The following is a 13,809-nucleotide window of genomic DNA, read 5'->3' as shown; positions in this document are numbered from 1 at the left end:
TCGTCGAACCCTCAACAGGCACTGCAAATCGCCCGCCGAACCCCTGTCAGCCATACCCCCGCAAAAACCACCCCGCACACCCTTCCCGCCACCGCTAACCTGACTTAATATACCCGCCAGTACAAATATTCGAAGTGCACTCCGCGAAAGGATTCATCATGTTGCGCCATGCCTTGTCCATCGCCTTGCCTGCCGCCGCTGCCCTGCTTCTGGCAGCGTGTGGCCAGGAAGCCGCCCCGCCTGCTGCTCCACGCCCGGCGCTGGTGGTGCAGCCGCAGCCGGCCGAAGCCGCTGCCGACAGTTACCCCGGTGAAGTGCGCGCGCGCTTCGAGCCCGAGCTGGCCTTCCGCATTGGCGGCAAGGTCAGCAAACGCCTGGTCGAAGAGGGGCAGCGGGTCAAGGCTGACCAGCCGCTGGCCGAACTGGACCCACAGGACGTGCGCCTGCAACTGGAGGCCAACCGCGCCCAGATGGCGGCTGCCGAGGCCAACCTGTCGCTGGTACGCGCCGAGCGCGACCGCTATCAGAAGCTGCTGGACCGGCAGATGGTCAGCCACTCCCAGTTCGACAATGCCGAAAACCTCTACCGTGCAGGCCTTGCCCGCCTGAAGCAGGCCAAGGCCGAGTTCGACGTGGCCGGCAACCAGGCCGAATATGCCGTGCTGCGCGCGCCGCAGGCCGGGGTGATCGCCAAGCGCCAGGTCGAAGTGGGCCAGGTGGTCGCCGCCGGGCAGACGGTCTTCACCCTCGCCGCCGATGGCGAGCGGGAAGTGGCCATCGGCCTGCCAGAGCAGCAATTCGCCCGCTTCGCCGTGGGCCAGCCGGTGAGCGTGGAACTGTGGTCGCACCCGCAACAGCGCTTCCAGGGGCGCATCCGCGAGCTGTCACCGGCCGCCGACCCGCGATCGCGCACCTTCGCCGCACGCATCGCCTTCACCTCGGCGGCCACACCGGCCGAGCTGGGCCAGAGCGCGCGGGTGTACATCGCCCATGAAGGGCAGATCCCGCTGGCGGTGCCGCTGTCGGCAGTTACAGCAGAAAACGGCCAGGCCTATGTCTGGCGGGTCAACAAGGACAGCCGCCTGGAGCGGGCAGTGGTGCGCCTGGGGGCGTACGGCAGCGAAAGCGTGCCGGTGCTGGAGGGCCTGGCCCCGGGCGACTGGGTGGTTGCCGCCGGTGGCCATGTACTGCGCGAGGGCCAGGAGGTACGCCCCGTGGACCGTACCAACCGTGTAGTGAACCTGACGGCCAAGGAGTAAGTCCCGATGGGTTTCAACCTTTCTGCCTGGGCGCTGCGCAACCGCCAGATCGTCCTGTTCCTGATGATCCTGCTGGCGGCCATTGGCGCCATGTCCTACACCAAGCTGGGCCAGAGCGAGGACCCGCCGTTCACCTTCAAGGCCATGGTCATCCGCACCCTTTGGCCGGGGGCTACTGCCGAGGAAGTGTCGCGCCAGGTCACCGAACGCATCGAGAAGAAGCTGATGGAAACCGGCGAGTACGAGAAGATCGTCTCGTTCTCCCGTCCTGGTGAATCGCAGGTCACCTTCATGGCCCGCGACTCGCTGCATTCCAAGGACATTCCCGAGCTGTGGTATCAGATCCGCAAGAAGGTCGCGGACATCCGCCACACCTTGCCACCGGAAATCCAGGGCCCGTTCTTCAACGACGAGTTCGGCACCACCTTCGGCAACATCTATGCGCTGACCGGTGAAGGCTTTGACTATGCCGTGCTCAAGGATTACGCAGACCGTATCCAGATCCAGCTGCAGCGGGTCAAGGATGTGGGCAAGGTCGAGCTGATCGGCCTGCAGGACGAGAAGGTCTGGATCGAGCTGTCCAACCTCAAGCTGGCCACCCTCGGCGTGCCGCTGGAGGCCGTGCAGCAGGCCCTGAAGGAGCAGAACGCGGTGAGCACCGCCGGCTTCTTCGAGACGCCCAGCGAGCGCCTGCAACTGCGGGTGAGCGGGCGCTTCGACAGCGTCGAGCAAATTCGCCTGTTCCCCATTCGCGTCGGTGACCGTACCTTCCGTATCGGTGATGTGGCCGATGTGCACCGCGGCTTCAACGACCCGCCCGCACCTCGCATGCGCTTCATGGGCGAAGATGCCATTGGCCTGGCGGTGTCGATGAAGGCCGGCGGCGACATCCTGGTGCTGGGCAAGGCGCTGGAAGGCGAGTTCGAGCGCCTGGCGCGCAACCTGCCGGCCGGCATGGAACTGCGCAAGGTCTCGGACCAGCCGGCGGCGGTCAAGGCCGGCGTGGGCGAGTTTGTCCAGGTACTGGTCGAGGCGCTGGTCATCGTGCTGCTGGTGAGCTTCTTCTCCCTGGGCCTGCGCACCGGCCTGGTAGTGGCGTTGGCCATTCCCCTGGTACTGGCGATGACCTTTGCCGCCATGCATTACTTCGGTATCGGCCTGCACAAGATTTCCCTGGGTGCGCTGGTGCTGGCCCTGGGCTTGCTGGTGGACGACGCGATCATTGCCGTGGAGATGATGGCGATCAAGATGGAGCAGGGCTATGACCGCCTCAAGGCGGCCAGCTATGCCTGGAGCAGCACAGCCTTCCCGATGCTCACCGGCACCCTGATCACCGCTGCGGGCTTCTTGCCCATTGCCACGGCGGCCTCCAGCACCGGCGAGTACACTCGCTCGATCTTCCAGGTGGTGACCATTGCCTTGCTGACTTCGTGGGTGGCGGCCGTGGTGTTCGTGCCTTATCTGGGCGAGCGCCTGCTGCCAGACCTGGCCAAGCTGCATGCCGCGCGCCATGGCAAGGACGGCCATGCGCCAGACCCTTACGCCACACCGTTCTACAACCGCGTGCGGCGGGTGGTGGAGTGGTGCGTGCGGCGGCGCAAGACGGTGATCCTGCTGACCATTGCCGCCTTTGTCGGCAGCATCCTGCTGTTCCGCTTCGTGCCCCAGCAGTTCTTCCCGGCCTCCGGGCGCCCGGAGCTGATGGTCGACCTGAAGCTGGCCGAAGGCGCCTCGCTGGCCAATACCGCCGAGCGGGTCAAGCAACTGGAGGCGCTGCTCAAGCAGCAGGAAGGCATCGACAACTATGTGGCCTACGTTGGCACTGGTTCACCGCGCTTCTACCTGCCGCTGGACCAGCAACTGCCGGCGGCCAGCTTTGCCCAGTTCGTGGTGCTGGCCAAGTCGATGGAGGACCGTGAGCGCCTGCGCAGCTGGCTGATCAGCACCATTGACCAGCAGTTCCCTGACCTGCGCGCGCGGGTCACCCGCTTGGAAAACGGCCCGCCCGTGGGCTACCCGGTGCAGTTCCGCGTGACTGGCGAGCACATCGAGAAGGCCCGTGCATTGGCCCGCGAAGTGGCCGACAAGGTGCGCGAGAACCCGCATGTAGTGAACGTGCACCTGGACTGGGAAGAGCCAAGCAAGGCGGTGTTCCTGGAGATCGATCAGGACCGTGCCCGTGCCCTGGGCGTGAGCACCGCGCACTTGTCGAGCTTCCTGCAAAGCTCGCTGACCGGCACCACGGTCAGCCAGTACCGCGAGGACAACGAGCTGATCGAGATCCTGCTGCGCGGTACCCCGCAGGAGCGCAGCGAGCTGGGCAACCTCGGCAGCCTGGCACTGCCGACCGACAACGGCCAGAGCGTGGCGCTGTCGCAGGTGGCGACCCTGGAGTATGGCTTTGAGGAAGGCATCATCTGGCACCGCAACCGCTTGCCGACGGTGACCGTGCGCGCCGATATCTACGACAAGGAGCAACCGGCGACGCTGGTGAAGCAGATCGAGCCGACCCTGCGGGAGATTCGCGCCAAGCTGCCGGATGGCTACCTGCTGGAAGTGGGCGGTACGGTGGAGGACTCCGAGCGCGGGCAGAAGTCGGTGAATGCCGGCATGCCGCTGTTCGTGGTGGTGGTGCTGAGCTTGCTGATGATTCAGTTGCGCAGCTTCTCGCGCACGGTGATGGTGTTCCTTACCGCACCACTGGGGCTGATTGGCGTGACCTTGTTCCTGCTGGTGTTCCGCCAGCCGTTCGGCTTTGTCGCCATGCTCGGCACCATTGCCCTGGCGGGGATGATCATGCGCAACTCGGTGATCCTGGTGGACCAGATCGAGCAGGACATTGCGGCGGGGATGGAACGTTGGCAGGCGATCATCGAGGCCACGGTACGGCGCTTCCGGCCGATCGTGCTGACCGCGCTGGCGGCGGTGCTGGCGATGATCCCGTTGTCGCGCAGCGTGTTCTACGGGCCGATGGCGGTGGCGATCATGGGTGGGTTGATTGTGGCCACGGTGCTGACGCTGCTGTTCCTGCCGGCGTTGTATGCGGCGTGGTTCAGGGTGAAGAAGGGGTGAGGACCGCAGGGGAGGGCTTCGCCCTCCTATCGCGACACAAGGCCGCTCCTACAGGCGATCGCACATCCATGAGGGATCGCGTTCCGGTGTAGGAGCGGCCTTGCGTCGCGATGGGCTGCGCAGCAGCCCCCAGGGCCATCACAGGGCGCCGAAAACCTTCTTGGCCAGGCTGGTAGCTGCTGCAGCCGGGTTCTGGCGAATGCTCTGCTCTTGCTTGCCAATCATCTCGAACAGGCCATCCAGCGCCTTTTCGGTCACGTAGTTCTCGATATTGGCGTCATCCTTGACCAGCCCGAGGCCTTTGGCCTGGGCAGCGAAGGCATTGTACTGCTGGGCCACGCCGACCTTGTCGGTGGCCTGCTTGACGATCGGCAGGAACTTGGCGCGGATCTGCTCGCGGCTGCTCTTGTTCAGGTACTGGGTGGCCGAGTCGTCGCCGCCGCTGAGGATGCCCTTGGCATCGGTCACGCTCATGTTCTTCACCGCATCCACCAGAATCGCCTGGGCCTGCGGCACGGCAGCCTCGGCGGCTTTGTTCATGCTGGTTTCCAGGGCTTCGACCTGTTCACCCTTGCCGAACATCTTCATCGCCTTGGCCGCCTTGCCGAGGTTGCCCGGCAGCTCGATGCGCACGTCCGGGTTGTTGCTGAAGCCGCCCGGGGTGCTCAGCTGCTTGACGGCCAGTTGTGCGCCTTGGGTCAGGGCGTCCTTGAGGCCGCCGGTGGCATCTTTCTGGGTCAGGTCACCCAGCGACAGGGCCAGGGCGCTGGCCGACAGCAGCAGGCCGGCGCACAGGGTGGTGAAGCGCAGGGACGTGCGGATCATGAAGCTTTCCTTGTAAGCAGTTAAGGCTTTGGATTTTGCCGGGTGGGGGAGGCTTGTCAACCATGGCTTGCAGGTGTTCGCCGTTAGGGTTGCAGCGCCTGTGAGATCGAGCGCCGAAGTGTTCACCGGAACATTTTCAGCGCCTGCGAGATCGAGCGCCGCCCGCGCGGCGCTTCGCGGGTAAACCCGCTCCTACGTTTGTTTCGGGCCAGTCCCTCCTGTGCCAGGCGCGCGCGACCGCCTTGTTTGTACGACGCGATATCGAGACATGCGCCAAGGCCTTCGCGCGCGAATCCCACAGGCATAATTGGCCCGAAACAAACGTAGGAGCGGCTTTAGCCGCGAAGCGCCGCGCGGGCGGCGCTCGATCTCATAGGCGCTGAATGTGTCGAGGCGAACACTTCGGCGCTCGATCTCACAGGCGCAATAAATGTCATGACGGACATCTCAGATGGTCGAAGTCTCCAGCCCGTCCTCCCGGTGCAACGCCACCTGACGGATCGACAGCCGCAGCTCGGCCGACAACACACGCTTGGCCACGCCCTCGGCCAACTCGCCGAGCTTGTCGTGATACCCCAGCTTGCCTTGCGCGTCGGTGTGCAGCACGCGCTGCTGGAGCAAGGTCTGGATGAAGTGGCGGAACAATGTCTTGTCGAAGAACTCCGGCGCGTTCAGGCCATGCAGGATTGACAGGCGCTGGGCCATCATCACGCACAGGTCTTCCAGCTCTTCGGCGCTCAGGCTGTTCTGCCCGCTGTTGAGCAGCAGCGAAGTGGCCATGTAGAAGCGCTGCAAGGTCTGGGTGATGGTGCGAGCGAGCAGGGTCAGCAACACGAACTGCCGCGAGCTTGGTGCCGGGCGTACGTATACGTCGTTGTCCAGGCGCAGCAGGCCTTGCTCGACCAGCGCTGCCAGCCACTGGTCGAGCACCTCGTCCAGTTGCTCAGGCGTCCAGCGCAAGAACAGTTCGGCCTGCAGGTACGGGTACAGCGCGTGCACATACTGGCCCAGCAGTTCACGGCTCATGCGCGAGCTGCTGAGGAAGAAGCTGGCCAGCAGCGCCGGCAGGGCGAAGATGTGCAGTACGTTGTTGCGGTAATAGGTCATCAGTACCGCGTTGCCTTCATCCAGGTACAGGATGCGGCCCAGGGCGTCTTTCTGCTCGGCCACCAGGTTCATGCCACGCACGTGCTCGATCAGCGCCGCGCCGTCGCCGTCGGGCAGGGTGGTGTGCGGCGAGTAGGGCACCTGGCGCAGCAAGGCAAGGTACAGGTCGAGCACGCGGGTCAGGGCGCGTTCGTCCAGGGCCAGGCGGCTGGTGGACAGCAGCGCCAGGGCCACCAGGTTTACCGGGTTGATCGCCGCCGCTTCGTTGAGGTGGCGGGCTACGGTTTCGCCCAGGCGGGTGGTGGTGGCGTTGAGCCAATCCGGGCGGAACTGCGGGCCGTGGTCCTGTTCACGCCAGCCGGGCTGCTGTTCATCAAGGAAACCGGCCAGGCGGATCGGTTCGCCGAAGTTGACGTAGACCTGGCCAAAGCGCTGCTTGAGCGCGCCGAACACCTTGAAGATGTCGAACACCGACTCTTTCTTCTTGCTGGCACCGCGCAGCTCGCCCAGGTAGGTACGGCCTTCGAGCACGCGCTCGTAGCCGATGTACACCGGCACGAACACGATCGGCGTGCGCGACGAGCGCAAGAAGCTGCGCAGGGTGATGGCCAGCATCCCGGTGCGTGGCTGCAGCATGCGCCCGGTGCGCGAACGGCCGCCTTCGACGAAGTACTCGACCGGGAAGCCCTTGGTGTACAGGGTGTGCAGGTACTCGTTGAACACCGCGGTATACAGCGGGTTGCCCTTGAACGTGCGGCGCATGAAGAAGGCGCCGCCACGGCGCAGCAGGTTGCCCACCACCGGCATGTTGAGGTTGATGCCGGCGGCCACGTGCGGCGGGGTGAGGCCGTTGCGGAACAGCAGGTACGACAGCAGCAGATAGTCGATGTGGCTGCGGTGACACGGTACGTAGATCACTTCGTGGCCAGGGGCAATGCCCTGCACCTGCTCGATGTGGTTGACCTTGATGCCGTCGTAGATCTTGTTCCAGAACCAGCTGAGCACCACTTCGAGGAAACGGATAGCGGTGTAGGTATAGTCCGAAGCGATCTCGTTGCCGTAGCGCAGCGCCTGGGCTTCGGCCTTGGCCAGAGGCAGGTTCTCGCGCTGCGCCTCGTCGGCGATGGCCTGGCGCACCTGCGGGGCGTGGACCAGGCCTTTGACCAGGTTGCGCCGGTGCGAGATGTCCGGGCCGATGACGGCGGTCTTGAGGTTGCGAAAATGCACGCGCATCAGGCGCTGGGCCATGCGCACGGTGCGCTCGTGGCCCTTGTTGTGCTGCACCAGTTCGCGCAGGTGGATCGGTGCAGAGAACTGCACCCGGGTCTTGCGCCCCAGGATCAGCACCGTCAGCAGCCGGCGCAGGCGCCCGGTCACCGCCCAGCTGTCGGCGAACAGCAGCTTCCATGGGCTGGATTCGCTGGCTGGGGTCTGGCCCCAGAACACGCTGACCGGAATGATCTGCGCATCTTCCTCGGCATGCTGGCTGATGGCTGCGACCAGGCGCTCAAGCGTGGGCGGGGCGCCGCGCTTGTCCTGGCGGCCGAGCCAGTCCGGGTCGGGGGTCAGGTAGAAGAACGCCGCAGGCTCGTGGAGTGAGCCGACCGCTACCGGCAGCACCGGACGCGGCAGCCCCGCCTTGGTGCACTCGTGGTCGAGTACGGCCAGGTCGGTGAGCGCCGGTGACGGCAGGGCATAGAACACTGGCCGGCTGCGGTCCAGGTTCAATGACATGGAAGACTGGTTGATGGTCTCGGAGCGCACCCACAGGTACAACAGGCGACGCAGGGCGCCGAAAATCAGGCGGCGCAGGGGGGAACGGGTCATGGGGTGAGTGCCCTGGGTGTGATGTTCAGGTGAGTATCCAGCTATTTAGTCTGCCGTATGTGCGTAAGTTCAGCAAAAATCGGCTAACAGCGGGACCGTCATCAATTTTTTTTGTTCTGTGTCATATACTCGGCCTGCCACTTGCAGGGTATTTCGGCAAGCGGCGTTGGTACGGGGCAGGTAACCCCATGCCTGCAAGGCGATTTTCACAATAAAAATCCGGAGTAGTTCAGATGTCGTCTCGTGAGACTGGGAATGTAAAGTGGTTCAACGATGCCAAGGGTTATGGCTTCATTCAGCGCGAAGGTGGTGCGGATGTGTTCGTCCACTATCGGGCGATCCGCGGTGAGGGGCATCGTACCCTGGTCGAAGGGCAGCGCGTGGAATACGCCTGCGTGCAGGGCCAGAAAGGCCTGCAAGCCGAAGACGTAGTAGGCCTCTGAGCCTGTAGGAGCGGGCTTGACCCGCGAAAGCAGCCACCCCGATCGTTGGCACGGGCATAGCCCGTGTTCGCGGGTAAACCCGCTCCTACAGAAACGAGCAAGGCTTTAGTTTTATGAGGTGCGCCAGGTGATTTCCTCTTCACCGTCGGCACTGATGCGGACCCAGCGGTCGGCATCTTCTTCCCCGTCTTCCTCCACCCAGCCACCCGGTGCGCAGCGCACTTCCACACCCAGTGCGGCAAATGCGGCGCGGGCGCAGGCAACGTCATCGGCCCATGGCGTCTGGTCGCTTTCCAGGTACAGGCTGTTCCATTTCCCTACAGCCTTCGGTAACCAAGTGACCGGAATGTTACCGGCCTGGCATTTGAAGGTCTGGCCTTTCTGCTTCCATTCGCTGCACGGGCCGATCGCCTGGGCGAGCCACTCGGCAATCTGCTTGTGGTCGACGTCGGCGTCCTTCAGGTAGATCTCGATATCAGGTTGACGCATAAGGGCTCCGGTTGTGCTCAGTCTTGGCGCACGAAATAGTCATAACGCATGGAAACCGTAACCTCGAACGGCTCGGGCTGGTCGATCACCCGCGCACGTTTTTCGGCGCTGGCGCGCCAGCCGTGCGGGGTCATGGCCAGCAGGTCGGCGCGGGCCTTGGGCGCGGCAAGGCTCAGGCGGAACTCGAGGATTTCGCTGTGGGCATGGGCCATGCCTTCGGGTACAAGGGCCAGGTGCTTGTCGTCGGCGTAAGGGCGTACTTCATCGTAGAGCACTTCGCGCAGTTCCATCAGGTGGCCGCTGGTCGGGCCGACGCGCATCAGGCCACCGCCGGGGCTGAGCAGGCGCTTGGCCTCGGCCCAGTCCAGCGGGCTGAACACGCTGGCGATGAACTGGCAACTGGCGTCGGCTAGCGGCACGCGGGCCATGCTGGCAACCATCCAGGTGACCTGCGGCGCACGGCGGCAGGCACGCTTGACCGCCTCGCGGGAGATGTCCAGGGCATAGCCATCGGCGGCCGGTAGGGCCTGGGCGAGCTGCGCGGTGTAGTAACCCTCGCCACAGCCGATGTCCAGCCAGGCGCCAGGCTGGCGCTCGGCGGCCAGTTCGGCCAAGCGGCGGGCCACCGGCGCATAGTGGCCGCCGTCGAGGAAGTCGCGGCGGGCCTCGACCATAGCCTGGTTGTCACCTGGGTCGCGGCTGTTCTTGTGCTGCACCGGCAGCAGGTTCAGGTAGCCCTGGCGGGCGCGGTCGAAGCGGTGGCCGGCAGGGCAGGCCACACCGTTGTCGACTTGCGCCAGGGGCGCCTGGCAAAGAGGGCAGGCGAGCATCAGGCGAGCAACCGGACCAGGGTCTGGTAGTAGATTTCTGTCAGCAGGTCGAGGTCGCTGGCCAGGATGCGCTCGTCGACCTGGTGGATGGTGGCGTTGACCGGGCCGAGCTCGACCACCTGGGTGCCCATGGTGGCGATGAAGCGGCCATCGGAGGTGCCGCCACTGGTCGACGGTTGGGTGTCGCGGCCGGTGACACCTTTGATGCTGGCCGAAACGGCATCCAGCAGTTCGCCCGGCTCGGTGAGGAACGGCAGGCCCGACAGCGCCCAGTCGACCGACCAGTCCAGTTCGTGCTTGTCGAGGATCGCCGACACCCGCGCCTGCAGGCCTTCGACGGTGGACTCGGTGGAGAAACGGAAGTTGAAAAGTGCGGTCAGCTCGCCCGGTACCACGTTGGTGGCGCCGGTGCCGGAGTTGAGGTTGGAGATCTGGAAGCTGGTGGGCGGGAAGAACGCATTGCCTTCGTCCCAGTGCTCGGCGGCCAGTTCGGCCAGGGCCGGGGCGGCCAGGTGGATCGGGTTGCGCGCCAGGTGCGGGTAGGCCACATGGCCCTGCTTGCCGCGCACGGTCAGCTTGGCGCCCAACGAACCACGGCGGCCGTTCTTGACCACGTCACCCAGCAGGGTGGTGCTGGACGGTTCGCCGACGATGCACCAGTCCAGGCGCTGGTTACGTGCTTTCAGGCGTTCGACCACAGCCTTGGTGCCGTGGTGGGCCGGGCCTTCTTCGTCGCTGGTGATCAGGAAGGCGACCTTGCCGCGGTGGTTCGGGTAGTCCTGCACAAAGCGCTCGCTGGCAATCACCATGGACGCCAGGCTGCCTTTCATGTCGGCGGCGCCACGGCCGCAGAGCATGCCGTCGGCGTCGATCAGCGCTTCGAACGGCTCATGCTGCCATTGCTGCACGGGGCCAGTGGGTACTACGTCGGTGTGACCGGCGAAGCACAGTACCGGGCCGTCCTGGCTACCGTGGCTGGCCCAGAAGTTGTCGACATCTTCAATGCGCATCGGCTCCAGCTGGAAGCCCACAGCGCCCAGGCGGTTCATCATCTGCGCCTGGCAGTCGGCGTCGACTGGGGTGACCGAGGGGCGGCGGATCAGGTCGCAGGCCAGTTGAAGGGTAGGCGAGAGCTCGGCAGGGGCCGTCATGGGGGACTCCGGGGCAAGGCAAGGCGGGGAAATCTGAGGGGCGTTATCTTATATCAAAGCGATGAGGCAGTGGGGCCGCGTTGCGGCCCATTCGCGGCACAAGGCCGCTTCCACAGGTATTGCACATGCCTGATGGGCTGCGGTCATCCTGTGGGAGCGGCCTTGTGCCGCGAATGGGCTGCAAAGCAGCCCTGGCATTCTCAAGCCTGCTGCGCCTCGGCAGCCTTTTCTACGGGCTTGGGCAGCGAAGACAGCAACGCCATCACCAGCGCCGCCAGGTACGGCAACGACTGCACCAGCAGCATCGCCACCCAGAAGCGCATGTCCGAGCTCGGCAGCCCTTGCACCAGGTAGATGCCCAGCGCCGCGCCCCACAGCAGCAACATGATGAACAGCTCTTCCCGCGCCTCGGAAATCGCCACCAGCAAGCCATGGCTGTCGGCATGTTTTGGCGTGCGGATGAACGGCATGCTGCTGGTAAAGAACCCATACAGCACCGCCTTGGCGATGGTGTGTGACAGTGCCAGCCCTGCCAGCGCTGCGGCGAAGGCGTCCTTGAGGTTCACCCCTACCGCGCGGCGGTAAAGGAAGATGATCTTGCCGACCTTGAAGAAGAACAGCGCCAATGGCGGGATGGCGAAGATCATCAGCGGCGGATCGACCCGGTGCGGCACGATGATCATCGCCGCCGACCACAACAGTGCGCCGACGGTGAAGAAGATGTTCATGCCATCGGCGATCCACGGCAGCCAGCCGGCCAGGAAGTGATAGCGCTGGCCACGGGTCAGCTCGCTGCCCTTGCCGCGCAACAGGGCGCTGGCGTGGTGCTTGATGATCTGGATGGCGCCATAGGCCCAGCGGAAGCGCTGCTTCTTGAAGTCGATGAAGGTGTCGGGCATCAGGCCCTTGCCGTAGCTGTTATGGGCGTAGGCGGCCGACAGGCCTTTCTCGAACACGCGCAGGCCCAGCTCGGCGTCTTCGCAGATACACCATTCGGCCCAGCCCAGCTCTTGCAGCACGCTGCGCCGGGTCATGGTCATGGTGCCGTGCTGGATGATCGCGTCACGGTCGTTGCGGGTGACCATGCCGATGTGGAAAAAGCCCTTGTACTCGCTGTAGCACAGCTTCTTGAAAGCGCTTTCATGCTGGTCGCGGTAGTCCTGCGGCGACTGCACCACGGCAATTTTCGGGTCGGCGAAGTGCGGCACCATGTGCTTGAGCCAGTTGCGGTCGACGCAGTAGTCCGAGTCGATCACCGCGATCACTTCGGCGTCCTTGGCGGTGTGCGGGATCAGGTAGTTCAGCGCGCCGCCCTTGAAGCCGGCCAGGGGTGCGACGTGAAAGAACTTGAAGCGCTCGCCGAGCTTCTCGCAGTGGGCCTTGAGCGGCTCCCACACGGCCGGGTCCTTGGTGTTGTTGTCGATCACCAGTACTTCGTAGTCGGGGTAGTCCAGCGCGGCCAAGGCGTCGAGGGTCTGCTTCACCATCTCTGGCGGCTCGTTGTAGCACGGCACATGCACCGACACCTTGGGCCGGTAGGCGCTGTCGGCCTGCACCGGCAGGAACTCGCGGCGGCGCTTGTGGATCCACACTGCCTCGGCCAGTTCGTGGGCCTCGGTGAGCAGCACGATGAACACGCCCAGCGCGCCGAGCGCCAGCAACACGCCCACGGTCAGGCTGAACCAGGTGCTGTATTGCTGGCTGTAGTCGTAGGCGATCCACACCAGTACCGACCCGCACAGGAAGGTGATGAAGGTGAGGAAGGTACGGCCGCGCTGGCGCAGGGCCGAGCCGTCGATGAACAGCACCATCAGGGCAATCATCGCCAGCACCACTGAGGCTACCGCCAGGGCACGCCACTGCGGGATCGCCACCACCGGCCCTTCGAAGTTGAACTTTTGCTGGCGTTCGGCGTTGTACACGCCCCAATAGGCGCCCACCGAGCCCTCATCGTTGGCCTTCCATGGCTGGTCGTAAGCCTCGATGACGAAGTAGTTGTAGCCACGGCGGTTCAGTGTATTGACCAAGGTGCGCAGGTAGATGGCCTGGTCGGCCTGGGTGGCGTCGGCGCCACCGCGCATGCGGCCGTTGCTTGGCCAGCCGACTTCCGAAAGCAGCAGCGGCTTGCGCGAGAACTGGTGGCGCAGCTCGCGGGCGCGGTCGAGGACGAACTGCACCGAATCTTTCATCGGTACGAACTCCCAGTACGGCAGGATGTGTGCGGCGATCAAATCGACGTGCTTGGCCAGTTCCGGGTGTTCCTTCCAGATATGCCATTGTTCACTGGTGGTCACTGGTACCTTGACGGCGGCGCGTACACGGTCGAGGTACTGGATAAGTTCTTCAGGTGTGACCTCTTTGCGGAACAGCGCTTCGTTGCCGACCACCACGCGCACCACGCTGCGGGAGTTGTTGGCCAGTTCGATGCCTTTGGCAATCTCGCGTTCGTTGCGTTCCAGATCGTTGCTGATCCAGATACCCAGGGTCACCCGCAGGCCGAACTCCTCGGCCAGCCGGGGAATTTCCGCCTGGGTGCCCTCGACGGTATAGATACGGACGTTGTCGGTCAGCTTGTTCAGCTGTTCCAGGTCCTGGCGAATCTCGTCTTCGCTGGGGTATTGGCCCTTTTGCGGGCTCTCGCCAAGGCGGAACGGCGAGTACGAGAAGCCGGAGATCTGTTCCGGCCAGGCAGGTGCGGATACCGGGCGGTTGATCAACGCCCAGAAGCCGGTGAACAGCGCGGCGATGGCCAGGACCACGACCAGGTTCAGGCCGAATTTTCGTGAAGACATTGTCGTCCATATGT

General features: G+C 64.5%; 9 protein-coding genes. 3 read left to right on the top strand and 6 right to left on the bottom strand.

Annotated elements, in window-relative coordinates:
- Positions 1-158: 158 nt before the first annotated feature.
- Together ACIP1G_RS07035 and ACIP1G_RS07030 are read left to right on the top strand one after the other, a co-directional pair.
- Positions 159-1,259: an efflux RND transporter periplasmic adaptor subunit gene (locus ACIP1G_RS07035; protein WP_400734974.1), complete on the top strand. Its 1,101-nt coding sequence runs from the start codon at positions 159-161 to the stop codon at positions 1,257-1,259.
- Between the two features lie 6 nt (positions 1,260-1,265).
- Positions 1,266-4,331 carry an efflux RND transporter permease subunit gene (locus tag ACIP1G_RS07030; RefSeq protein WP_400734972.1) on the top strand — a complete coding sequence of 1,022 codons (3,066 nt, stop codon included), beginning with the start codon at positions 1,266-1,268 and terminating at the stop codon, positions 4,329-4,331.
- A gap of 138 nt (positions 4,332-4,469) precedes the next feature.
- On the opposite strand, the gene ACIP1G_RS07025 is transcribed toward ACIP1G_RS07030, so the two are convergent.
- Together ACIP1G_RS07025 and plsB are read right to left on the bottom strand one after the other, a co-directional pair.
- Complete coding sequence (locus ACIP1G_RS07025; protein WP_400734970.1) at positions 4,470-5,156, bottom strand: DUF4197 domain-containing protein; 687 nt, start codon at positions 5,154-5,156, stop codon at positions 4,470-4,472.
- A 447-nt stretch (positions 5,157-5,603) separates the two neighbouring features.
- The gene (gene plsB, locus ACIP1G_RS07020) at positions 5,604-8,090 is read right to left on the bottom strand and encodes a glycerol-3-phosphate 1-O-acyltransferase PlsB (protein WP_400734969.1); all 2,487 of its coding nucleotides are present in this window, start codon (positions 8,088-8,090) and stop codon (positions 5,604-5,606) included.
- A gap of 233 nt (positions 8,091-8,323) precedes the next feature.
- Here plsB and ACIP1G_RS07015 point away from each other — a divergent pair, with 233 nt between their 5' ends.
- Entirely contained in the window at positions 8,324-8,533 is a 210-nt protein-coding gene (locus ACIP1G_RS07015; protein WP_003252255.1) for a cold-shock protein, read from the top strand.
- A gap of 111 nt (positions 8,534-8,644) precedes the next feature.
- Here the strand turns inward: ACIP1G_RS07015 and ACIP1G_RS07010 are convergent, their stop codons facing one another.
- From ACIP1G_RS07010 to ACIP1G_RS06995, 4 genes are all read right to left on the bottom strand, one after another.
- Entirely contained in the window at positions 8,645-9,022 is a 378-nt protein-coding gene (locus tag ACIP1G_RS07010) for a hypothetical protein (RefSeq protein WP_051097386.1), read from the bottom strand.
- A 17-nt stretch (positions 9,023-9,039) separates the two neighbouring features.
- Positions 9,040-9,852 (bottom strand): putative RNA methyltransferase, encoded by an 813-nt coding sequence (locus ACIP1G_RS07005; RefSeq protein ID WP_400734967.1) that lies wholly within the window; start codon positions 9,850-9,852, stop codon positions 9,040-9,042.
- Positions 9,852-11,003 carry a succinyl-diaminopimelate desuccinylase gene (gene dapE, locus ACIP1G_RS07000; protein ID WP_400734965.1) on the bottom strand — a complete coding sequence of 384 codons (1,152 nt, stop codon included), beginning with the start codon at positions 11,001-11,003 and terminating at the stop codon, positions 9,852-9,854. Before dapE ends, ACIP1G_RS07005 begins: the two co-directional genes overlap by 1 nt.
- A 200-nt stretch (positions 11,004-11,203) precedes the next feature.
- On the bottom strand, positions 11,204-13,795 hold the full coding sequence (locus tag ACIP1G_RS06995; protein ID WP_400734963.1) for a glycosyltransferase: 2,592 nt from the start codon (positions 13,793-13,795) through the stop codon (positions 11,204-11,206).
- Positions 13,796-13,809: the final 14 nt, after the last annotated feature.

Origin of the sequence: Pseudomonas sp. NPDC089392 (genome assembly GCF_044749595.1) — a bacterium.
Lineage (GTDB): Bacteria > Pseudomonadota > Gammaproteobacteria > Pseudomonadales > Pseudomonadaceae > Aquipseudomonas.
This window is presented reverse-complemented; position numbering and strand designations above follow the sequence as displayed.